Genomic DNA, 19,530 nt, shown 5'->3' on the forward strand with positions numbered 1-19,530 from the left:
TACCAGAACCGTCGACCGACCCTGGATGCCATACCGCACCTGGGCCTGTTTGTAGGTCAGTTCGCCTTTTTCGATCTGATCAACGACGGCCAATTTAAAAGACAGCGAGTAATCTCGCTGTGTGCGCTTTACACCTTGCTCCATCTGACTCTCCGGAAATTCGGGATGGGAGGTGTAAACCTTATTCAGGACGGGACACGCCCATAAAAAAAGCCGACTTTGCAGTCGGCTTTTTTCAGCGTTTGGTGCCCCGAGGGAGACTCGAACTCCCACTCCTTTCGAAAACGGATTTTGAATCCGCCGCGTCTACCAATTCCGCCATCAGGGCTTGTGGCGGCGAAGTATAGAGAGGTGCCTACCGTTGGTCAATCACGTTTCATGGTGAATTTTTGTCTTTTCGGCTAAACTTTGCGGCCCTGTCGAACCGAACACCATCATGCGCGTCGCTGATTTTGCCTTTGAGCTCCCTGATTCCCTGATTGCTCGCCATCCTCTGGCGCAGCGCCACAGCAGCCGACTGTTGACCCTGGACGGGCCGAGCGGGGCGCTGGCTCATCGCCAGTTCACCGATCTGCTCGAGCACCTGCGCCCGGGCGATCTGATGGTGTTCAACAATACCCGGGTCATTCCTGCGCGTCTGTTTGGCCAGAAGGCCAGCGGCGGCAAGCTGGAAATTCTGGTTGAGCGTGTACTGGACAGCCACCGCGTGCTGGCCCATGTGCGTTCGAGCAAGTCACCCAAGCCGGGTACGCAGATTCTGATCGAGGGTGGTGGCGAGGCCGAAATGGTCGCGCGTCACGATGCGCTGTTCGAGCTGCGCTTTGCCGAAGAAGTGCTGCCGCTGCTCGACCGTGTCGGGCATATGCCGCTGCCACCTTATATCGACCGTCCGGATGAAGGCGCTGACCGTGAGCGCTATCAAACGGTTTATGCCGAGCGCGCCGGTGCGGTTGCCGCACCCACCGCCGGGCTGCATTTCGATGAAGAGCTGTTGGCCAAGATTGCCGCCAAGGGCGTAGAAACCGCCTTTGTCACCCTGCATGTTGGCGCTGGTACCTTCCAGCCGGTGCGGGTCGAGCGCATCGAAGACCACCACATGCATAAAGAGTGGCTGGAAGTCGGCCAGGATGTGGTCGATGCCGTTGCCGCCTGTCGTGCGCGTGGCGGGCGAGTGATCGCCGTGGGTACCACCAGTGTGCGTTCGCTGGAAAGCGCTGCCCGTGATGGTGTGCTCAAGGCGTTCAGTGGTGACACCGACATCTTTATCTATCCGGGCCGTCCGTTCCATGTGGTCGATGCCCTGGTCACCAACTTTCATTTGCCAGAATCCACGCTGCTGATGCTGGTTTCGGCCTTCGCCGGTTACCCCGAGACCATGGCTGCCTACGCGGCAGCGGTCGAGAACGGGTACCGCTTCTTCAGTTACGGTGATGCCATGTTCATCACCCGCAATCCGGCGCCGCGCGGCCCCGAGGATCAAGCATGAGTCGCACCTGTCGTATGTCCTTCGAATTGCTGGCCACCGACGGCAAGGCCCGTCGCGGCCGCCTGACATTCCCCCGTGGCGTGGTCGAAACCCCGGCATTCATGCCAGTGGGCACCTATGGCACGGTCAAGGGCATGTTGCCACGGGACATCGAGGCCATCGGCGCGCACATGATCCTCGGTAACACCTTTCACCTGTGGCTGCGCCCAGGCACCGAGGTGATCAAGGCGCACGGCGACCTGCACGACTTCATGAAGTGGCAGGGGCCGATCCTCACCGACTCCGGTGGTTTCCAGGTGTTCAGCCTGGGCGCCATGCGCAAGATCAAGGAAGAGGGCGTGACCTTCGCCTCGCCGGTAGATGGCTCGAAAGTGTTCATGGGGCCGGAAGAGTCGATGCAGGTGCAGCGTGACCTGGGTTCCGACGTGGTCATGATCTTCGACGAATGCACCCCGTACCCGGCCGATGAAGACGTCGCCCGTATCTCCATGGAGCTGTCGCTGCGCTGGGCTCAGCGTTCGAAGAACGCCCATGGCGACAACACTGCGGCTCTGTTCGGGATTGTGCAGGGTGGCATGCACCAGAATTTGCGCATGCGCTCGCTGGAGGGCCTGGACAAGATTGGTTTCGACGGCCTGGCCATTGGCGGTCTGTCGGTGGGCGAGCCCAAGCACGAAATGATCAAAGTGCTGGATTACCTGCCCACCCAGATGCCTGCTGACAAACCTCGTTACCTTATGGGGGTAGGCAAGCCGGAAGATCTCGTTGAGGGTGTGCGCCGCGGCGTCGACATGTTTGACTGCGTGATGCCCACGCGCAATGCGCGCAACGGTCATCTGTTCGTTGATACCGGCGTGCTCAAAATCCGTAACGCGTTCCATCGCCATGATGATTCGCCACTGGATCCAACCTGTGACTGCTACACCTGCCAGAACTTCTCCCGTGCTTATCTGCATCACCTGGATAAGTGCGGCGAAATGTTGGGCAGTATGTTGAATACGATCCATAACTTGCGTCATTACCAGCGTTTGATGGCTGGTTTACGCGAGGCTATTCAACAAGGTACATTGGCCGCCTTTGTCGATGCCTTTTACGCCAAGCGCGGGCTTCCTGTGCCGCCCTTGGACTGATGTTCTGTCGATCCCTAACAAGTACTGATTGCAACTGGAGTGCTAAATGAGCTTTCTGATCCCAGCCGCTTACGCGGACGCCGCTGCCCCTGCCGCCGGCCCAGCCGGAACCGGTTTTGAGTGGATTTTCCTGGTTGGCTTCCTGGTCATCTTCTATCTGATGATCTGGCGCCCACAGGCCAAACGCGCCAAAGAGCAGAAGAATCTGCTGAGCAACCTGCAAAAAGGTGATGAAGTTGTCACCAACGGCGGTATCGCTGGCAAGATCGTCAAAGTTGCCGACGACTTCGTAGTGCTGGAAGTTTCCGACAATGTCGAACTGAAGTTCCAGAAGGGCGCCGTTGCCGCGACCCTGCCAAAAGGTACGCTCAAAGCGATCTAAGTTTCAGTTTTTTACCAATCGACGGGGCGCGCAAGGCGCCCCGCGTCTTGAACGGGCGGCGTGATGCTGAACAAATACCCTCTGTGGAAATACGCACTGATCGTGGTGGTACTGGCGATCGGTTTTATTTATTCCGCTCCCAACCTCTACCCTGATGACCCGGCCGTTCAGGTCAGTGGTGCCAGCACGGCGCTGCAGGTCACTCAGGCGGACCTCGATCGTGCAAGCAAAGCGCTGGCCGATGCCGGTATCAAGGTCAAGGCCGCGAGCCTGGGCGAGAAGGGCAAGGGTGCACTGCTGCGCCTGACCAACCAGGAAGATCAACTTCCAGCCAAGGATGTTGTGCGCAAGGCACTGGGCGATGACTATGTCGTAGCGCTGAACCTGGCCCCGACTACTCCGCAATGGCTGCGTAATCTGGGTGCAAGCCCGATGAAGCTGGGCCTGGACCTGTCGGGTGGTGTGCACTTCCTGCTTGAAGTAGACATGGACAAGGCCATGGCGGCCCGTCTGAAGGTCTACGAAGGTGAAGTCAAAAGCCTGCTGCGTAAAGAGCGTGTGCGCTACCGCAGCCTGCCGCAACAAGATGGCGATATTCAGCTGGGCTTCGCCGATGATGCAGCCCGCGAACAGGCGCGTAGCCTGATCCGCAAGAATTTCAATGATTTCGAGCTGACCACTACCGAGCGCAATGGCCTGTCGGTGCTGCGTCTGGCGATTACCCCGGCCAAGGTCGCGGAAATTCGCGAATACTCGATCAAGCAGAACCTGACCACGGTTCGTAACCGGGTCAACGAGCTGGGCGTTGCCGAGCCGCTGGTACAGCGTCAGGGTGCCAACCGCATCGTGGTCGAGCTGCCAGGCGTGCAGGACACTGCCGAAGCCAAGCGTATTCTCGGTAAAACCGCCAACCTGGAGTTCCGTCTGGGTGCTGAGCCGGGTGCCTCGAAAGCCACCACCGAAACCTTTGAGTTCCGTGAAGGCGGTCGTTCGGCGGCGGTCGAGCGCGGCCTGATCATCACCGGTGACCAGGTAACCGACGCTCAAGCCAGCTTCGACGAGCAAGGTCGCCCGCAAGTGAACATCCGTCTGGATGGCCATGGCGGCGAACTGATGAGCCGTGCAACGCGCAGCAACGTCGGTCGTAGCATGGCGGTGATCTTCATCGAGCAGCGTCCAACCACCCGCTACGTAAAGCAGATGGTTGATGGCGTAGAGAAAGACGTCGCCGTTCAGACCTTCACCGAAGAGAAGAAAATCATCAGCCTGGCGACCATTCAGTCGCCGCTGGGCAGTCAGTTCCGTATCACTGGCCTCAACGGTCAGGGTGAGTCTTCTGAGCTGGCCCTGTTGTTGCGTGCTGGTGGTCTGGCTGCACCGATGTACTTCGCTGAAGAGCGCACCATCGGCCCGAGCCTGGGTGCTGACAACATTACCAAGGGTATCGATGCATCCCTGTGGGGCATGCTGTTCGTATCGCTGTTCATCATGGCCATCTACCGCTTCTTCGGTCTGATCGCCACCATCGCCCTGGCCGGTAACATGGTCATGCTGCTGGCGTTGATGTCGCTGCTGGGGGCAACCCTGACCCTGCCGGGTATTGCCGGTATCGTGCTGACCATGGGTATGGCGGTCGACGCCAACGTGCTGATCTTCTCGCGGATTCGCGAAGAGTTGGCCAATGGCATGTCGGTGCAGCGCGCCATCCACGAAGGCTTCAACCGTGCTTATACCGCGATTGTCGATGCCAACCTGACCACCTTGCTGGTCGGCGGCATTCTCTTTGCCATGGGTACTGGCCCGGTCAAGGGCTTCGCCGTAACCATGTCCCTCGGGATTTTCACCTCGATGTTCACGGCCGTAATGGTTACCCGTGCAATGGTCAACCTGACCTGCGGTGGGCGTGATATCAAGAAGCTGTGGGTTTAAGGGGCTGCCATGTTACGTACCATTAACTTCATGGGTGTGCGCAACGTTGCGTTCGGCGTCACCCTGCTTCTTACCGTACTGGCGCTGTTCAGCTGGTTCTACAAAGGGCTGAACTTCGGCCTGGACTTCACCGGCGGTACGCTCATCGAGCTGACTTACGAGCGCCCGGCCAATTTGGGTGAGGTTCGCGAAGAACTGGTCAAGGCCGGCTTCCAGGACGCAGTGGTGCAGAGCTTCGGCGCCACCACTGACCTGCTGGTGCGTATGCCTGGCGATGACCCGCTGCTGGGTAACCGTGTTGCCGAGGCGCTGAAGAAAGTCAGCGGCGACAACCCGGCGGTGGTCAAGCGCGTCGAGTTCGTCGGGCCGCAAGTGGGTGAAGAGCTGCGTGACCAGGGCGGCCTGGGCATGCTGCTGGCATTGGGCGGCATCATGATCTACCTGGCGTTCCGCTTTCAGTGGAAATTCGCCTTGGGTGCGATCCTGTCGCTGGTGCACGACGTGGTTGTGACCATGGGTATCCTGTCGTTCTTCCAGATCACCTTCGACCTGACAGTTCTGGCGGCGGTGCTGGCGATCATCGGCTACTCGCTCAACGACACCATCGTGGTATTCGACCGTGTGCGTGAGAACTTCCGCGTACTGCGCAAGGCCTCGCTGATCGAGAACATCAACATCTCGACCACCCAGACCCTGCTGCGTACCGTTGCCACCTCGGTGTCGACCTTGCTTGCCATTGCTGCGCTGCTGTTCTTTGGTGGTGACAACCTGTGGGGCTTCTCGCTGGCACTGTTCATCGGTGTAATGGCGGGTACCTACTCGTCGATCTACATCGCCAACGTGGTGCTGATCTGGCTGAACCTGAGCAGTGAAGACCTGATTCCTCCAGCCAAGGCTGAAGGGGTGGATGATCGTCCATAAGGACTTTTCCCACGCAGTTGGTCGTACAAGAAGGCGCGAGTATTGAACTCGCGCCTTTTTTTGTGCTCCAAGGCAGGGAGAAGGCAGGCAATGTCCTGCAGGTACGATCAGGAGGTTCACGTGAACAAGTCAATGCTGGTGGGTGCGGTTCTGGGGGCTGTCGGTGTGACCGCCGGAGGTGCTGTAGCTACCTACAACCTGGTCAAGAGTGGGCCGGAATACGCTGAGGTACTGGCGGTTCAGCCGGTCAAACAGACCGTCAAAACCCCGCGCGAAGTGTGCAAGGACGTAACCGTTACGCGTCAGGCGCCGGTGAAGGACCAACATCAGATTGCCGGTACCGTGGTTGGTGCTCTGGCGGGTGGCCTGCTGGGTAATCAGATTGGTGGTGGTACCGGCAAGAAAATTGCCACGGTCGCTGGTGCGGTCGGTGGTGGCTATGCCGGTAACAAGGTGCAGGAAGGCATGCAGGAGCGTGATACCTACACCACGACGCAAACCCGCTGCAATACGGTCAATGACCTGAGCGAGAAGGTGGTTGGTTATGACGTCAAGTATTCGATTGGCGACAAGGTCGGGCAAATCCGTATGGATCGCGACCCGGGCGCTCAGATCCCGCTGGATAAAGAAGGCAAGCTGATCCTGAGCGAAGCGCAGCCAGGTCAATAACGGTAATTCTCCTCGGTGGGAGCGGGCTTGCCCCGCGATTGCGATCTGTCAGGCGCATCGAATCGCGGGGCAAGCCCGCTCCCACAGGTTGCAGTCTTCCAAAGCCATAAAAAAAGCACCCCGAGGGGTGCTTTTTTTGTGCTCGATCGAGGCTTAGCGTTTGATCGTAGCAGGCAGGTGCGGCTGGATAGCAGTCAGTACAGCTTTGAAGCACTTGGTGTTACCGGCAACGATGTGGCCCTTCTCAAGGAAGTCGTGGCCGCCGGTGAAGTCGCTCACCAGGCCACCTGCTTCCTGGATCAGCAGCGTGCCCGCAGCCATGTCCCACTCCGAAAGGCCCGACTCCCAGAAGGCGTCAAAGCGACCGGCGGCAACGTAGGCCAGGTCCAGGCTGGCAGCACCGGCGCGGCGAATGCCGGCGGTTTGGCCAACCAAGGCGCGGAACATGCCCAGGTAGTTGTCCAGGTCAGCCATCTGGTTGTCGCGGAACGGGAAGCCGGTACCCAGCAGGGCGCCTTCCAGGCTGGTGCGTGGGCTGACGCGCAGGCGGCGACCGTTCAGTTGGGCGCCACGGCCGCGGCTGGCGGTGAATTCTTCCTGGCGGACAGGGTCCAGAACCACGGCGTGCTCAAGGCGGCCACGGTATTTGCAGGCAATGCTGACAGCGAAGTGCGGGACGCCACGCAGGAAGTTGGTGGTGCCATCCAGTGGGTCGATGATCCACTCGTAGTCCTTGCCTTCTTCGCCGGTACCTGCGTGCAGGCCGGTTTCTTCACCGCGGATGGTGTGGTTCGGGTAGGCCTTGCGCAGGGCATTGATGATGCTTTGCTCTGCAGCGCGATCGACTTCCGAGACGTAATCCTTGGCGTCCTTTTCATCAACCTTGATGCTATCCAGGCGCTCGATGGAGCGGAAAATCAATTCACTGGCGCTGCGGGCGGCGCGCAGCGCGATATTCAGCATAGGCTGCATGGACGTTTCACCTGGGTCGTTAAAGAAAGCCGAACATTCTAGCAGAAAACTTTGCGCGAAGAAGGGTGGCATTTGCTTTCGTAGCGCAAAGTCGGTCGGTTCTGTAAGATTTACCCCTTCTATTCCGTGTCTGTGAGCGCTCGCCTTGCTGCAAAATATTCGTGTTGTTCTGGTCAATACCAGCCACCCCGGCAATATCGGCGGCGCTGCGCGTGCCATGAAAAACATGGGCTTGTCGCGCCTGGTGCTGGTCGATCCGCTGGACTTCCCGTCCCACGAGGCCGATGCCCGTGCGTCGGGTGCCGATGATGTGCTCGCCGGTGTGCAAGTAGTGGCCACCCTGGAAGAGGCGTTGGTCGGTTGCAACCTGGTGTTCGGTACCAGTGCTCGCGAGCGTCGGATTCCCTGGCCGTTGGTCGATCCGCGTGAATGTGGCACCAAGGTGATCGAACATGCTGCGCAGGGCGAAGAAATTGCCCTGGTGTTTGGCCGTGAGTACGCCGGTCTGACCAATGAAGAGCTGCAGCGTTGCCACTTCCATGTGCACATACCGTCGAATCCGGACTTCAGCTCGTTGAATCTTGCGGCTGCGGTGCAGGTACTGGCCTACGAAGTGCGCATGGCCTGGCTGGCGGCTGAGGGGCAGCCCTCAAAAGTGGAAAAGTTCGAGGTAACGTCGGTGCGCAGTAGCGAGTTGGCGACCATGGATGAAATGGAGCTGTTCTACCAGCACCTGGAAAGTACCTTGGTAGACATCGGTTTCCTGGATCCGGAAAAGCCCAAGCATCTCATGCCGCGCTTGCGTCGGCTGTATGGGCGCAGTTCGGTCAATCGTTCGGAAATGAGTATTTTGCGCGGCATTCTCACGGAAACCCAGAAAGTGGCCCGTGGCGAGCCGCATAAGCGCAAGGATCAGTAAATGTTCGAGCGTCTGCGTGAAGATATCCAGAGCGTTTTCCACCGTGACCCGGCGGCGCGCAATGCCTTTGAAGTGCTGACCTGTTACCCGGGCATGCATGCGATCTGGCTGCATCGGGCTGCGCATGCGCTATGGAAGCGTGACTGGAAGTGGCTGGCTCGGCTGGTATCGAACTTCGGGCGCTGGATGACCGGCATTGAAATTCACCCGGGGGCCAGGGTCGGTCGGCGCTTCTTTATCGATCATGGTATGGGCATTGTAATCGGTGAAACTGCCGAGATCGGTGACGATGTGACCTTGTACCAAGGGGTTACCCTGGGGGGGACCAGTTGGAACAAAGGCAAGCGTCACCCAACCCTTGAGGATGGTGTGGTCGTGGGTGCCGGTGCCAAGGTGTTGGGGCCGTTCACCGTGGGTGCCGGGGCGAAGATCGGCTCCAATGCTGTGGTTACCAAGGCAGTGCCGGCTGGTGCCACGGCGGTAGGCATTCCTGGACGTATCATCATCAAGACCGACACCGAAGTTGAAGCCAAGCGCAAGGCGATGGCTGAGAAAATCGGCTTCGACGCCTATGGCGTGAGTGAAGATATGCCAGACCCGGTAGCGCGTGCCATTGGTCAGTTGTTGGATCACCTGCAGGCGGTCGATGGGCGCCTTGAGGGTATGTGCGGTGCCTTGAAGAACCTTGGCAGTGACTACTGCGCCAAGGATCTGCCGGTATTGCGTGAAGAGGACTTTGCGCAGATCAAGGACCAGGCACGAAGCGACGCATCGACGCATTGACAGAAGGGGCGTGCGCAGACGTCCCTTAGTTTGCTATCATCCCGCCGCCGTCCAGCGGTAAACCCGACTAAAGCACTAGGTCTTATAGTTGACTTAAATGCTCGGGAATAGCATACTCGCTCCCATCCTGAAACCCCGTGGTACCTACTAGCCATGCGACTGACTACAAAAGGCCGATACGCCGTGACCGCCATGCTTGATCTGGCGTTGCACGCGCAGCATGGGCCGGTGTCTCTGGCCGACATTTCCGAGCGCCAAGGCATCTCCCTATCTTATCTGGAGCAGCTATTTGCAAAGCTGCGCCGCAGCAGCCTGGTTTCCAGTGTGCGCGGCCCTGGCGGTGGCTATCAGCTATCGCGAAGCATGGAGAGCATTCAGGTTGCCCAGGTCATCGACGCGGTTAATGAATCGGTCGACGCAACACGCTGCCAGGGGTTGGGTGATTGCCATTCCGGCGATACCTGCCTGACGCACCACTTGTGGTGTGACCTGAGCCAGCAGATTCACGAGTTTCTCAGCGGCATCAGCCTGGCTGACCTTGTTACTCGCCGTGAGGTACAAGAAGTCGCCCAGCGTCAGGACCTGCGTCGAATCGCAGGCCGGGCACCGCAGCTGGACAAGATTGAGACGTCCGCCGTCGAATGACCGTTTCGACGCGCGACGCGACCGCCTGATAGGAGATATTCAATGAAGTTGCCGATCTACCTCGATTACTCCGCGACCACACCGGTCGACCCACGCGTTGCTCAGAAGATGAGCGACTGCCTGCTGGTCGATGGAAACTTCGGTAACCCGGCGTCGCGCTCCCACGTCTTTGGCTGGAAAGCCGAAGAAGCGGTCGAGAACGCTCGCCGCCAGGTCGCTGACCTGGTCAATGCCGACCCGCGGGAAATTGTCTGGACCAGTGGTGCCACTGAATCCGACAACCTGGCAATCAAGGGTGTCGCGCACTTCTACAGCACCAAGGGCAAGCACCTGATCACGTCCAAGATCGAGCACAAGGCTGTTCTGGACAGCACGCGCCAGCTGGAACGTGAAGGCTTCGAAGTCACCTACATCGAGCCAGGCGACGATGGCCTGATCACTCCGGCCATGGTTGAAGCTGCCCTGCGTGATGACACCATTCTGGTGTCGATCATGCACGTGAACAACGAAATCGGTACCATCAACGACATCGCTGCCATCGGCGAGCTGACCCGCGCACGTGGCGTCATGTTCCACGTTGACGCTGCTCAGTCGACCGGCAAGGTTGAAATCGACCTGCAAAAGCTGAAAGTCGACCTGATGTCGTTCTCCGCTCACAAAACCTACGGCCCTAAAGGTATCGGCGCGCTGTACGTCAGCCGCAAGCCTCGTGTACGCCTGGAAGCCACCATGCACGGTGGCGGTCACGAGCGCGGCATGCGTTCGGGTACCCTGGCGACCCACCAGATCGTCGGTATGGGCGAAGCGTTCGCCATTGCCAAAGAGCTGATGGCCAGCGAGAACGTACGCATCAAGGCCCTGAGCGACCGTTTCTACAAACAGGTTGAAGGTCTGGAAGAGCTGTACATCAACGGCAGCATGACTGCGCGTATCCCGCACAACCTGAACCTGAGCTTCAACTACGTCGAAGGTGAGTCGCTGATCATGGCACTCAAAGACCTGGCCGTTTCTTCCGGCTCGGCCTGTACTTCGGCTTCGCTTGAGCCGTCTTACGTGCTGCGCGCCCTGGGCCGCAACGATGAACTGGCTCATAGTTCGATCCGCTTTACCTTCGGTCGCTTCACCACCGAAGAAGAAATCGACTACGCCGCGCAGAAGGTTTGCGAGGCCGTGACCAAGCTGCGCGAGTTGTCGCCGCTGTGGGATATGTACAAAGACGGCGTCGACATCTCCAAGATCGAGTGGGCTGCGCACTAAGTAGTCGCCGGCAAGAGCGGCTCTCTGATGAGGAAGGAATTGCACCATGGCATACAGTGAAAAGGTCATCGACCACTACGAAAATCCGCGTAACGTCGGCAAGATGAATGCCGAAGATCCGGATGTCGGCACCGGCATGGTCGGCGCTCCGGCGTGCGGCGACGTAATGCGTCTGCAAATCAAGGTCAACGAGCAGGGTGTCATCGAAGACGCCAAGTTCAAGACCTACGGCTGTGGTTCGGCCATCGCTTCGAGCTCCCTGGCCACCGAGTGGATGAAGGGCAAGACGCTGGATGAAGCCGAAACCATCAAGAACACCCAGCTGGCCGAAGAACTGGCATTGCCGCCAGTGAAAATTCACTGCTCGGTACTCGCCGAAGACGCCATCAAGGCGGCCGTTCGCGATTACAAGCAGAAGAAAGGTTTGCTCTAAGTTCGCCTGTTGCAGGTAAGGAGTCTCGATGGCTATCAGCATGACAGAAGCCGCCGCCAACCACGTGCGGCGCTCCCTTGACGGGCGTGGCAAAGGCGTTGGTATTCGCCTTGGCGTACGCACCACCGGCTGCTCGGGCCTGGCCTATGTGCTGGAGTTCGTCGATGAGCTGGCCGACGAAGACCAGGTTTTCGAAAGTCATGGCCAAAAGGTCATCATCGACCCGAAAAGCCTGACATACCTCGACGGCACTGAGCTGGATTTCGTCAAGGAAGGGTTGAACGAAGGCTTCAAGTTCAACAACCCCAACGTACGCGGTGAGTGTGGCTGCGGCGAAAGCTTCAACGTCTGAGGCTGCGCGTGGGTACTCCTTGTCATTTCGCCCTGTTTGACTTGCAACCTGGCTTCCGTCTGGACCTCGATAAACTGGCCGTTCGTTATCGCGAGCTGGCCCGTGAGGTCCATCCGGATCGCTTCGCCGATGCTTCCGAACGCGAGCAGCGCATTGCGCTGGAGCGCTCGGCTGCATTGAACGAGGCCTACCAGACACTCAAGAGCGCGCCCCGGCGTGCCCGCTACCTGCTGGCTATCAGCGGCGCCGAAGTGCCGCAGGAAGTCACTGTCCACGATCCCGAGTTCCTGCTGCAGCAAATGCAATTGCGCGAAGAGCTCGAAGACTTGCAAGACAGTGCCGACCTTGATGGTGTCGCGACCTTCAAGCGCCGCTTGAAAGTGGCCCAGGAAGCGCTCAACGAGGACTTTGCTGCCTGCTGGAACGAGCCTGCGCAGCGCGAACAGGCCGAGCGCCTGATGCGCCGCATGCAGTTTCTCGACAAGCTCGCCTATGAAGTGCGCCAGTTGGAAGAGCGCCTCGACGACTAACCCGGCGCTGCCTTTGGCGGCGCCCCTGGTATTCAGATAAGCATGGCCCTACTGCAGATCGCCGAACCCGGTCAGAGCCCTCAACCGCACCAGCGCCGCCTGGCGGTGGGGATTGACCTTGGTACCACCAACTCCCTGGTTGCCGCCCTGCGCAGCGGCCGTAGCGAGCCCCTGCCTGACGCTCAAGGTCGGGTCATCCTGCCGTCCGCGGTGCGTTACCACGCTGACCACATCGATGTTGGTCAGGTGGCGCGTGATGCCGCCTCCAGCGACCCGCTCAACACCGTGCTGTCGGTCAAGCGCCTGATGGGGCGTGGCCTGGCGGACGTGAAGCAGTTGGGCGAGCAGCTGCCGTATCGCTTTGTCGGTGGGGAGTCGCACATGCCCTTCATCGACACCGTCCAGGGGCCGAAAAGCCCGGTGGAAGTCTCGGCCGATATCCTCAAGGTGCTGCGCCAGCGCGCAGAAGAAACCCTGGGCGGCGAGCTGGTCGGTGCCGTGATCACGGTGCCGGCCTACTTCGACGATGCCCAGCGCCAGGCCACCAAAGACGCCGCGCGTCTGGCCGGTCTGAACGTATTGCGCCTGCTCAACGAGCCCACCGCCGCAGCGGTGGCTTATGGCCTGGACCAGAACGCCGAAGGTGTCGTGGCTATTTACGACCTCGGTGGCGGTACTTTCGATATCTCGATCCTGCGCCTGACCGGCGGTGTGTTCGAAGTGTTGGCGACCGGTGGCGATACTGCTCTGGGTGGCGATGATTTCGACCACGCCATCGCCAGCTGGATCGTACAGTCCGCTGGGCTGTCGTCCGACCTCGATCCGAGTGCTCAACGCCGTCTGCTGGAAACCGCCTGTGCGGCCAAGGAAGCCCTGACCAGCGCCGATGCCGTGACCGTTAGCTATGACGGTTGGCAAGCCGAGTTGACCCGTGCCGCCTTCGACGCCCTGATCGAACCGATGATCGCCCGCAGCCTCAAAGCCTGCCGCCGCGCCGTGCGTGACAGTGGCATCGAGCTGGAGGAAGTGAGTGCGGTGGTGATGGTTGGTGGTTCGACCCGGGTGCCACGTGTGCGCAGCGCCGTTGGTGAGCTGTTTGGTCGTCAACCGCTGACCGACATCGACCCTGACCAGGTCGTTGCCATTGGCGCCGCGATCCAGGCCGATACCCTGGCCGGTAACCGCCGTGACGGTGGCGAGCTGTTGCTGCTCGACGTGATTCCACTGTCCCTGGGGCTGGAAACCATGGGCGGGTTGATGGAAAAGGTGATTCCGCGGAACACCACCATCCCGGTTGCCCGTGCCCAGGAGTTCACCACCTATAAAGACGGCCAGTCGGCGATGATGATTCACGTGCTGCAAGGCGAGCGTGAACTGATCAGCGACTGCCGTTCGCTGGCACGCTTCGAACTGCGTGGTATTCCGGCGATGGTCGCCGGTGCGGCGAAAATTCGCGTGACTTTCCAGGTCGATGCCGACGGCTTGCTCAGCGTTTCTGCGCGTGAACTGGGTTCGGGCGTCGAGTCGAGCATTCAGGTCAAGCCGTCTTACGGCCTGACCGACGGCGAGATTGCCCGCATGCTCAAAGACTCCTTCGAACACGCCGGTTTCGACAAGGTTGCGCGTCAGTTGCGTGAGCACCAGGTTGACGCCGAGCGCTTGCTTGAAGCGGTACAAGGCGCGCTGGATGCCGATGGCGAACGCCTGCTGGACGCCGAAGAGCGTCTGGCCATAGAACAACAGATGCAAGACTTGCGTGATTTGATCAACGGCACCGATGGCGCAGCTATCGAGCAACAGACCAAACGTCTGTCGCAGGTGACCGATGCCTTTGCCGCCCGTCGCCTTGATTCGACGGTAAAAGCCGCGTTGGCCGGGCGCAACCTGAATGAGATCGAGGAATAACTGATGCCGCAGGTGATTTTTCTGCCCCACGAGAAGTTCTGCCCGGAGGGTATGGTCGTGGAGGCCGAGACGGGTAAGTCCATTCTCGAAGTGGCTCACGACAACCACATCGAAATCGAAAGCGCCTGCGGCGGCGTCTGTGCCTGCACCACATGCCACTGCGTCATTCGTGAGGGCTTCAACTCGCTCAACGAAGCTGACGAGCTGGAAGAGGACTATCTTGATCGTGCCTGGGGCCTGGAGCCTACGTCGCGCCTGACCTGCCAGGCCAAGGTCGGCACCGAAGACGTGACCGTCGAGATTCCCAAGTACTCCCTCAACCACGCCGCCGAAGCGCCGCATTGATCTGGAGCTGACATGAGTCTGAAATGGGTTGATGTACTTGAAATTGCAATTCAGCTTGCCGAAAGCAAGCCGGAAGTCGATCCTCGTTACGTTAATTTCGTCGATCTGCACCAGTGGGTGCTGGCGTTGCCGGAGTTTAGTGACGATCCGCAACGTGGTGGCGAGAAGGTTCTCGAAGCCATCCAGGCGGCCTGGATCGAAGAAGCCGACTGAGCGCGCTCGGCAGGTTAGGCAATCCCCCGGAACCCGCGTATAATTCGCGGGTTTAATTTTTCGCTTCACTCAACGTTTCTGGAGTTTCACCATGGCTGTTCAACGTACTTTCTCCATCATCAAGCCTGACGCCGTTGCCAAGAACGTGATCGGCAAGATCACCACCCGCTTCGAAGACGCCGGCCTGAAAATCGTTGCTTCGAAAATCAAGCAGCTGTCCAAAGCCGAAGCTGAAGGCTTCTACGCTGAGCACAAAGAGCGCGGTTTCTTCGCTGACCTGGTTGCCTTCATGACTTCCGGTCCAGTTGTTGTTCAGGTTCTGGAAGGTGAAAACGCTATCGCTCGCAACCGTGAGCTGATGGGCGCTACCAACCCTAAAGAAGCTGCTCCAGGCACCATCCGCGCTGACTTCGCTGAATCCATCGACGCCAACGCCGTTCACGGTTCGGACTCCGAAGCCGCTGCTGCTCGCGAAATCGCTTACTTCTTCGCAGCTACCGAGGTAACCACTCGCTAAGCGAAAGCTTACGGGTGAGGGTGAATCCATGACGACATCGACTGGCAAAACTAACCTGTTGGGGCTAACCCAGCCGGAAATGGAAAAATTCTTCGACTCAATCGGGGAGAAGCGTTTCCGTGCCGGTCAGGTAATGAAATGGATTCACCACTTTGGCGTCGATGATTTCGACGCCATGACCAACGTCGGCAAAGCCTTGCGTGAAAAACTCAAGGAAGTGGCCGAAGTTCGCGGTCCGGAAGTGGTCAGCGAGGACATCTCCAGCGACGGTACCCGTAAATGGGTCGTGCGCGTGGCGTCCGGCAGCTGCGTCGAGACCGTGTACATTCCCCAGGGCAAACGTGGCACCTTGTGTGTCTCGTCTCAGGCCGGCTGCGCCCTGGACTGCAGTTTCTGCTCCACCGGCAAGCAAGGATTCAACAGCAACCTCACCGCCGCCGAAGTCATCGGCCAGGTGTGGATTGCCAACAAGTCGTTCGGCACCGTACCCGCCAAAATCGACCGTGCCATCACCAACGTGGTGATGATGGGCATGGGCGAGCCGCTGCTGAACTTCGACAACGTGGTCGCTGCCATGCACCTGATGATGGACGACCTCGGCTACGGCATTTCCAAACGCCGGGTGACCCTGTCCACCTCCGGTGTGGTACCTATGATCGAAGAGCTGGCCAAGCACATCGACGTCTCCCTGGCCCTGTCGCTGCACGCGCCGAACGACGCGCTGCGTAACGAACTGGTGCCGATCAACAAGAAGTACCCGCTCAAGGTACTGCTTGAAGCGTGCATGAACTACATGTCGCAACTGGGCGAAAAGCGTGTGCTGACCATCGAGTACACCTTGCTCAAGGACGTCAACGATAAGCTCGAACACGCTGTGGAAATGGCCGAGCTGCTCAAGAACGTACCGTGCAAGATCAACCTGATTCCGTTCAACCCGTTCCCGCATTCCGGTTACGAGCGGCCGAGCAACAACGCCATACGTCGTTTCCAGGACCACCTGCATCATGCCGGTTACAACGTGACCGTGCGCACCACCCGTGGTGAAGACATCGATGCGGCCTGTGGCCAGTTGGTCGGGCAGGTGATGGACCGCACCCGCCGCAGCGAGCGCTACATCGCCGTGCGTCAGTTGAACGCTGATGGCGATCTGCAAGACAGCGCCGTTCGCAACTGAAGAGAGGAACTCCATGACCTTGCGCGCCGCGCTGTCGATCCTGTCGCTCGCCCTGCTTGCAGGCTGCGTGTCCAGCGGGAGTTCGGACACGCTGGCGAGTCGCGAGGGACGGGCGCAGGCCGGTCAGGCCTACGTTCAGTTGGGGTTGGGATATTTGCAACAAGGTTTGACCGAACAAGCCAAAGTGCCTCTACAAAAGGCGCTTGATCTCGATAGCCAGGACGCCGCCGCAAACGGTGCCCTGGCTTTGGTGTATCAGGCCGAAGACGAGCCGGAACTGGCTCGCACGCATTATCAGAAAGCCCTGGCCAGCCGCCCGGACGACACCCGGCTCCGTAACAACTACGGCAGTTTCCTTTATGCTCAAGGGCAGTATGCGCTGGCGCAACAGATGTTTGCCCAAGCCGCTATCGATACGCTGTATCCTGAGCGTTCACGGGTGTTCGAGAGCCTTGGTCTGACGGCTTTGCGGCTTGGCCAACGCGAGCAAGCCCAGGAGTATCTGGTAAAAGCGTTACGACTCAACCAGCAGCAACCACGCGCGTTGCTGGAAATGGCTGAGTTGTCTTACGAAGACAGGCATTATGTGCCAGCCCGTGACTACTACGATCGTTTCAGCCAGCTGAGCGACCACAGTGCCCGCAGTTTGCTGCTGGGCAGTCGCCTGGCCAGCGTCTTCGATGAACGGAACATGGCCACCGAGTTGGGCCTGCAATTACAACGACTTTATCCCGGTACGCCGGAATATCAGCAATACCTGTCGGAGCAATGATGAAAGCGGCGCATCCCGAAGTAGCAAACGCGACTCGCGAGAATCCAGGTGAGACTCTGCGTCAGGCCCGAGAGAACAGGGGCTGGTCGCAAGCCGAAGTGGCTCTCAAGCTGAACCTCACAGTGAGTTCCCTGAACAACCTTGAAACCGGCGCTTTCGACAAGCTGCCTGGGCATACTTTCGCCCGCGGCTACATCCGCGCCTATGCCAAGTTGCTGGACATGGATCAGGCTGTCCTGGTGCAAGCCTTCGACCAGTGCACCGGCACCGACGCCCAAGGTAGTGATGTGCATGCACTGGGACGTATCGAAGAGCCGGTGCGTCTGTCGCACAATATCCTGCGTGTTGTGAGCCTTTTGCTGCTGGTGGTAGTGATCGGCGGGGGCTTTTTCTGGTGGCAAGACCAAAGCAGCCAGCGCAGCAGAGACCTGGTGAACATGGCGCTGGAGCACGTCGAAGTCGAAAGCGCCGACGGCACGACCCAAATCCATCCGCTGGATGAGCCGGAAGACCAGGCGGTCAACGCCGCGCAGCAAGCGCAAACGACGCCATTGACCCTGGATCCGGCCCCGGAAACCACTGAGCCAAGCGAAACCGTACCTGCACCTAAGGCGCCAGACAGCACTGCGGTCCTGCCTGCTGTGCCCGCAGCCAGCAGCACCGTCGCGCCTGTTGCGCCTGCCGCACCGGCTGCCGCGGTGCCTGCACCTGCACCGGCTGCCGCGGTGCCTGCACCTGCACCTGCTCCAGTGGTGCCTGTCGCTCCTGTGGTCGCCGCCGCGACCCCGGCCGCAACGCCGGCTCCCGCTGCACCCGCCGCAGCTCCGGCCGGTAGTGGCCAGTTGCATATGCAATTTACCGCCGATTGCTGGACTTCGGTCACCGACGGCAACGGCAAGGTGTTGTTCAGCGCCATCAAGCGCAAGGGCGACAGCCTGGACCTGACCGGCAAACCGCCGTTTGCAGTACGCCTGGGCTTTGCCCGCGGTGCGCAGGTCAGCTACAACGGCCAGCCTGTTGACGTTGCGCCGTTCACCAGTGGCGAGACTGCTCGCCTGAAGTTGGGACAATAAGTCATGCACGGCGAATCACCGATCAAACGTCGCGAATCGCGAAAAATCTGGGTAGGTAATGTACCTGTCGGCGGCGATGCCCCTATCGCCGTCCAGAGTATGACCAACACCGACACCAATGACGTCGCCGCTACCGTGGCGCAAATCAACCGCCTGATTGACGCCGGCGTCGATATCGTCCGCGTCTCGGTACCGGATATGGACGCGGCCGAAGCTTTTGGCCGAATCAAGCAGCAGGTCAGCGTGCCGCTGGTCGCCGATATCCACTTCGACTACCGCATTGCCCTGCGCGTGGCCGAACTGGGCGTCGACTGCCTGCGTATCAACCCAGGCAACATCGGCCGTGAAGACCGTGTGCGGGCAGTGGTTGACGCTGCACGTGACCGCGGTATCCCGATCCGCATCGGTGTAAACGCCGGTTCGCTGGAAAAAGACCTGCAGAAAAAGTACGGCGAACCGACCCCAGCTGCGCTGGTCGAGTCGGCCATGCGTCATGTTGAACACCTCGACCGCCTGGATTTCCAGGACTTCAAGGTCAGCGTCAAGGCCTCTGACGTGTTCATGGCTGTCGAAGCCTACCGTCTGCTGGCCAAGCAGATCGTCCAGCCGCTGCACCTGGGCATCACCGAAGCCGGTGGTCTGCGCTCGGGCACAGTGAAATCCGCGGTCGGCCTCGGTATGCTGCTTGCCGAAGGGATTGGCGATACTATTCGCATTTCCCTGGCCGCTGACCCGGTTGAGGAAGTCAAAGTCGGTTATGACATCCTCAAGTCCTTGCACCTGCGTTCGCGTGGTATCAACTTCATCGCCTGCCCGAGCTGCTCGCGGCAGAACTTCGATGTGGTGAAAACCATGAACGAGCTGGAAGGGCGCCTGGAAGACTTGTTGGTTCCGATGGATGTGGCCGTGATCGGCTGCGTGGTCAACGGTCCTGGCGAAGCCAAGGAAGCCCACGTAGGGCTGACGGGCGGTACGCCGAACCTGATCTACATCGATGGCAAGCCAGCGCAGAAGCTGACCAATGACAACCTGGTCGATGACCTTGAAAGGCTCATCCGCCAGAAAGCGGCCGAAAAGGCCGAAGCCGACGCGGCGTTGATCGCCCGTGGCTGACACCCCGATT

22 protein-coding genes, 1 tRNA gene and 1 pseudogene are annotated in these 19,530 nt (G+C 59.5%); 21 read left to right on the forward strand and 3 right to left on the reverse strand.

Annotation, left to right across the window (positions count from 1 at the left end):
- Positions 1 to 144: pseudogene (locus tag E1573_RS21645) on the reverse strand (IS3 family transposase); the annotation flags it as partial.
- A 99-nt stretch (positions 145 to 243) separates the two neighbouring features.
- Positions 244 to 328: transfer RNA gene (locus E1573_RS21650), tRNA-Leu, on the reverse strand.
- Positions 329 to 436: 108 nt separating this feature from the next.
- On the opposite strand from E1573_RS21650, the gene queA reads away from it, so the two are divergent.
- The 6 genes from queA (at position 437) to E1573_RS21680 (ending at position 6,517) form a co-directional block, all read left to right on the forward strand.
- Positions 437 to 1,486, forward strand: a complete 1,050-nt coding sequence (gene queA, locus E1573_RS21655; RefSeq protein WP_133216604.1) for a tRNA preQ1(34) S-adenosylmethionine ribosyltransferase-isomerase QueA — start codon at positions 437 to 439, stop codon at positions 1,484 to 1,486.
- Positions 1,487 to 1,500: 14 nt separating this feature from the next.
- Entirely contained in the window at positions 1,501 to 2,616 is a 1,116-nt protein-coding gene (gene tgt, locus E1573_RS21660; protein WP_165957373.1) for a tRNA guanosine(34) transglycosylase Tgt, read from the forward strand.
- A 46-nt stretch (positions 2,617 to 2,662) separates the two neighbouring features.
- Positions 2,663 to 2,998, forward strand: a complete 336-nt coding sequence (yajC, locus tag E1573_RS21665; protein ID WP_010223473.1) for a preprotein translocase subunit YajC — start codon at positions 2,663 to 2,665, stop codon at positions 2,996 to 2,998.
- A gap of 63 nt (positions 2,999 to 3,061) precedes the next feature.
- On the forward strand, positions 3,062 to 4,927 hold the full coding sequence (gene secD / locus E1573_RS21670) for a protein translocase subunit SecD (RefSeq protein ID WP_133216606.1): 1,866 nt from the start codon (positions 3,062 to 3,064) through the stop codon (positions 4,925 to 4,927).
- Positions 4,928 to 4,936: 9 nt separating this feature from the next.
- Positions 4,937 to 5,848, forward strand: coding sequence for a protein translocase subunit SecF (gene secF, locus E1573_RS21675; RefSeq protein WP_133216607.1), 912 nt, complete (start codon positions 4,937 to 4,939; stop codon positions 5,846 to 5,848).
- A 120-nt stretch (positions 5,849 to 5,968) separates the two neighbouring features.
- Positions 5,969 to 6,517, forward strand: coding sequence for a glycine zipper 2TM domain-containing protein (locus E1573_RS21680; protein WP_133216608.1), 549 nt, complete (start codon positions 5,969 to 5,971; stop codon positions 6,515 to 6,517).
- A 153-nt stretch (positions 6,518 to 6,670) separates the two neighbouring features.
- Here E1573_RS21680 and suhB read toward each other — a convergent pair whose 3' ends face one another.
- Complete coding sequence (gene suhB / locus E1573_RS21685) at positions 6,671 to 7,489, reverse strand: inositol-phosphate phosphatase (protein ID WP_133216609.1); 819 nt, start codon at positions 7,487 to 7,489, stop codon at positions 6,671 to 6,673.
- A gap of 145 nt (positions 7,490 to 7,634) precedes the next feature.
- On the opposite strand from suhB, the gene trmJ reads away from it, so the two are divergent.
- The 15 genes from trmJ (at position 7,635) to ispG (ending at position 19,520) form a co-directional block, all read left to right on the forward strand.
- Entirely contained in the window at positions 7,635 to 8,408 is a 774-nt protein-coding gene (gene trmJ, locus E1573_RS21690; protein ID WP_133216610.1) for a tRNA (cytosine(32)/uridine(32)-2'-O)-methyltransferase TrmJ, read from the forward strand.
- Positions 8,409 to 9,191: a serine O-acetyltransferase gene (gene cysE, locus E1573_RS21695; protein ID WP_133216611.1), complete on the forward strand. Its 783-nt coding sequence runs from the start codon at positions 8,409 to 8,411 to the stop codon at positions 9,189 to 9,191.
- 153 nt (positions 9,192 to 9,344) lie between these two features.
- The gene (gene iscR, locus E1573_RS21700; protein ID WP_133216612.1) at positions 9,345 to 9,836 is read left to right on the forward strand and encodes a Fe-S cluster assembly transcriptional regulator IscR; all 492 of its coding nucleotides are present in this window, start codon (positions 9,345 to 9,347) and stop codon (positions 9,834 to 9,836) included.
- Positions 9,837 to 9,878: 42 nt separating this feature from the next.
- Complete coding sequence (locus E1573_RS21705) at positions 9,879 to 11,093, forward strand: IscS subfamily cysteine desulfurase (RefSeq protein ID WP_133216613.1); 1,215 nt, start codon at positions 9,879 to 9,881, stop codon at positions 11,091 to 11,093.
- A 46-nt stretch (positions 11,094 to 11,139) separates the two neighbouring features.
- Entirely contained in the window at positions 11,140 to 11,526 is a 387-nt protein-coding gene (gene iscU, locus E1573_RS21710) for a Fe-S cluster assembly scaffold IscU (protein ID WP_002552476.1), read from the forward strand.
- A gap of 28 nt (positions 11,527 to 11,554) precedes the next feature.
- Positions 11,555 to 11,878, forward strand: a complete 324-nt coding sequence (gene iscA, locus E1573_RS21715; RefSeq protein WP_133216614.1) for an iron-sulfur cluster assembly protein IscA — start codon at positions 11,555 to 11,557, stop codon at positions 11,876 to 11,878.
- A gap of 8 nt (positions 11,879 to 11,886) precedes the next feature.
- Positions 11,887 to 12,408, forward strand: a complete 522-nt coding sequence (gene hscB, locus E1573_RS21720; RefSeq protein WP_133216615.1) for a co-chaperone HscB — start codon at positions 11,887 to 11,889, stop codon at positions 12,406 to 12,408.
- Positions 12,409 to 12,450: 42 nt separating this feature from the next.
- Entirely contained in the window at positions 12,451 to 14,313 is a 1,863-nt protein-coding gene (gene hscA / locus E1573_RS21725; protein ID WP_133216616.1) for a Fe-S protein assembly chaperone HscA, read from the forward strand.
- A 3-nt stretch (positions 14,314 to 14,316) separates the two neighbouring features.
- Positions 14,317 to 14,658, forward strand: coding sequence for an ISC system 2Fe-2S type ferredoxin (gene fdx, locus E1573_RS21730; RefSeq protein ID WP_133216617.1), 342 nt, complete (start codon positions 14,317 to 14,319; stop codon positions 14,656 to 14,658).
- A 12-nt stretch (positions 14,659 to 14,670) separates the two neighbouring features.
- Positions 14,671 to 14,871 (forward strand): Fe-S cluster assembly protein IscX, encoded by a 201-nt coding sequence (gene iscX, locus E1573_RS21735; protein ID WP_028942766.1) that lies wholly within the window; start codon positions 14,671 to 14,673, stop codon positions 14,869 to 14,871.
- A 91-nt stretch (positions 14,872 to 14,962) separates the two neighbouring features.
- The gene (gene ndk / locus E1573_RS21740; protein WP_133216618.1) at positions 14,963 to 15,388 is read left to right on the forward strand and encodes a nucleoside-diphosphate kinase; all 426 of its coding nucleotides are present in this window, start codon (positions 14,963 to 14,965) and stop codon (positions 15,386 to 15,388) included.
- A 28-nt stretch (positions 15,389 to 15,416) separates the two neighbouring features.
- The gene (gene rlmN / locus E1573_RS21745; protein WP_133216619.1) at positions 15,417 to 16,562 is read left to right on the forward strand and encodes a 23S rRNA (adenine(2503)-C(2))-methyltransferase RlmN; all 1,146 of its coding nucleotides are present in this window, start codon (positions 15,417 to 15,419) and stop codon (positions 16,560 to 16,562) included.
- 13 nt (positions 16,563 to 16,575) lie between these two features.
- Positions 16,576 to 17,334: a type IV pilus biogenesis/stability protein PilW gene (gene pilW / locus E1573_RS21750; RefSeq protein ID WP_133216620.1), complete on the forward strand. Its 759-nt coding sequence runs from the start codon at positions 16,576 to 16,578 to the stop codon at positions 17,332 to 17,334.
- Positions 17,334 to 18,407, forward strand: coding sequence for a RodZ family helix-turn-helix domain-containing protein (locus E1573_RS21755; RefSeq protein WP_133216621.1), 1,074 nt, complete (start codon positions 17,334 to 17,336; stop codon positions 18,405 to 18,407). Before pilW ends, E1573_RS21755 begins: the two co-directional genes overlap by 1 nt.
- 3 nt (positions 18,408 to 18,410) lie before the next feature.
- Positions 18,411 to 19,520, forward strand: a complete 1,110-nt coding sequence (ispG, locus tag E1573_RS21760) for a flavodoxin-dependent (E)-4-hydroxy-3-methylbut-2-enyl-diphosphate synthase (RefSeq protein WP_133216622.1) — start codon at positions 18,411 to 18,413, stop codon at positions 19,518 to 19,520.
- Positions 19,521 to 19,530: the final 10 nt, after the last annotated feature.

Origin of the sequence: Pseudomonas sp. H9 (assembly GCF_004353925.1) — a bacterium.
Classification (GTDB): domain Bacteria; phylum Pseudomonadota; class Gammaproteobacteria; order Pseudomonadales; family Pseudomonadaceae; genus Aquipseudomonas.

Coding starts and splice junctions, on each gene's coding strand:
- iscR (WP_133216612.1), top strand. CDS start 9,345: ATGCGACTGACTACAAAAGGCCGATACGCCGTGACCGCCATGCTTGAT.
- iscX (WP_028942766.1), top strand. CDS start 14,671: ATGAGTCTGAAATGGGTTGATGTACTTGAAATTGCAATTCAGCTTGCC.
- pilW (WP_133216620.1), top strand. CDS start 16,576: ATGACCTTGCGCGCCGCGCTGTCGATCCTGTCGCTCGCCCTGCTTGCA.
- cysE (WP_133216611.1), top strand. CDS start 8,409: ATGTTCGAGCGTCTGCGTGAAGATATCCAGAGCGTTTTCCACCGTGAC.
- secD (WP_133216606.1), top strand. CDS start 3,062: ATGCTGAACAAATACCCTCTGTGGAAATACGCACTGATCGTGGTGGTA.
- fdx (WP_133216617.1), top strand. CDS start 14,317: ATGCCGCAGGTGATTTTTCTGCCCCACGAGAAGTTCTGCCCGGAGGGT.
- E1573_RS21755 (WP_133216621.1), top strand. CDS start 17,334: ATGAAAGCGGCGCATCCCGAAGTAGCAAACGCGACTCGCGAGAATCCA.
- ispG (WP_133216622.1), top strand. CDS start 18,411: ATGCACGGCGAATCACCGATCAAACGTCGCGAATCGCGAAAAATCTGG.
- tgt (WP_165957373.1), top strand. CDS start 1,501: ATGTCCTTCGAATTGCTGGCCACCGACGGCAAGGCCCGTCGCGGCCGC.
- secF (WP_133216607.1), top strand. CDS start 4,937: ATGTTACGTACCATTAACTTCATGGGTGTGCGCAACGTTGCGTTCGGC.
- hscA (WP_133216616.1), top strand. CDS start 12,451: ATGGCCCTACTGCAGATCGCCGAACCCGGTCAGAGCCCTCAACCGCAC.
- iscA (WP_133216614.1), top strand. CDS start 11,555: ATGGCTATCAGCATGACAGAAGCCGCCGCCAACCACGTGCGGCGCTCC.
- yajC (WP_010223473.1), top strand. CDS start 2,663: ATGAGCTTTCTGATCCCAGCCGCTTACGCGGACGCCGCTGCCCCTGCC.
- iscU (WP_002552476.1), top strand. CDS start 11,140: ATGGCATACAGTGAAAAGGTCATCGACCACTACGAAAATCCGCGTAAC.
- queA (WP_133216604.1), top strand. CDS start 437: ATGCGCGTCGCTGATTTTGCCTTTGAGCTCCCTGATTCCCTGATTGCT.
- ndk (WP_133216618.1), top strand. CDS start 14,963: ATGGCTGTTCAACGTACTTTCTCCATCATCAAGCCTGACGCCGTTGCC.
- E1573_RS21705 (WP_133216613.1), top strand. CDS start 9,879: ATGAAGTTGCCGATCTACCTCGATTACTCCGCGACCACACCGGTCGAC.
- suhB (WP_133216609.1), bottom strand. CDS start 7,489: ATGCAGCCTATGCTGAATATCGCGCTGCGCGCCGCCCGCAGCGCCAGT.
- rlmN (WP_133216619.1), top strand. CDS start 15,417: ATGACGACATCGACTGGCAAAACTAACCTGTTGGGGCTAACCCAGCCG.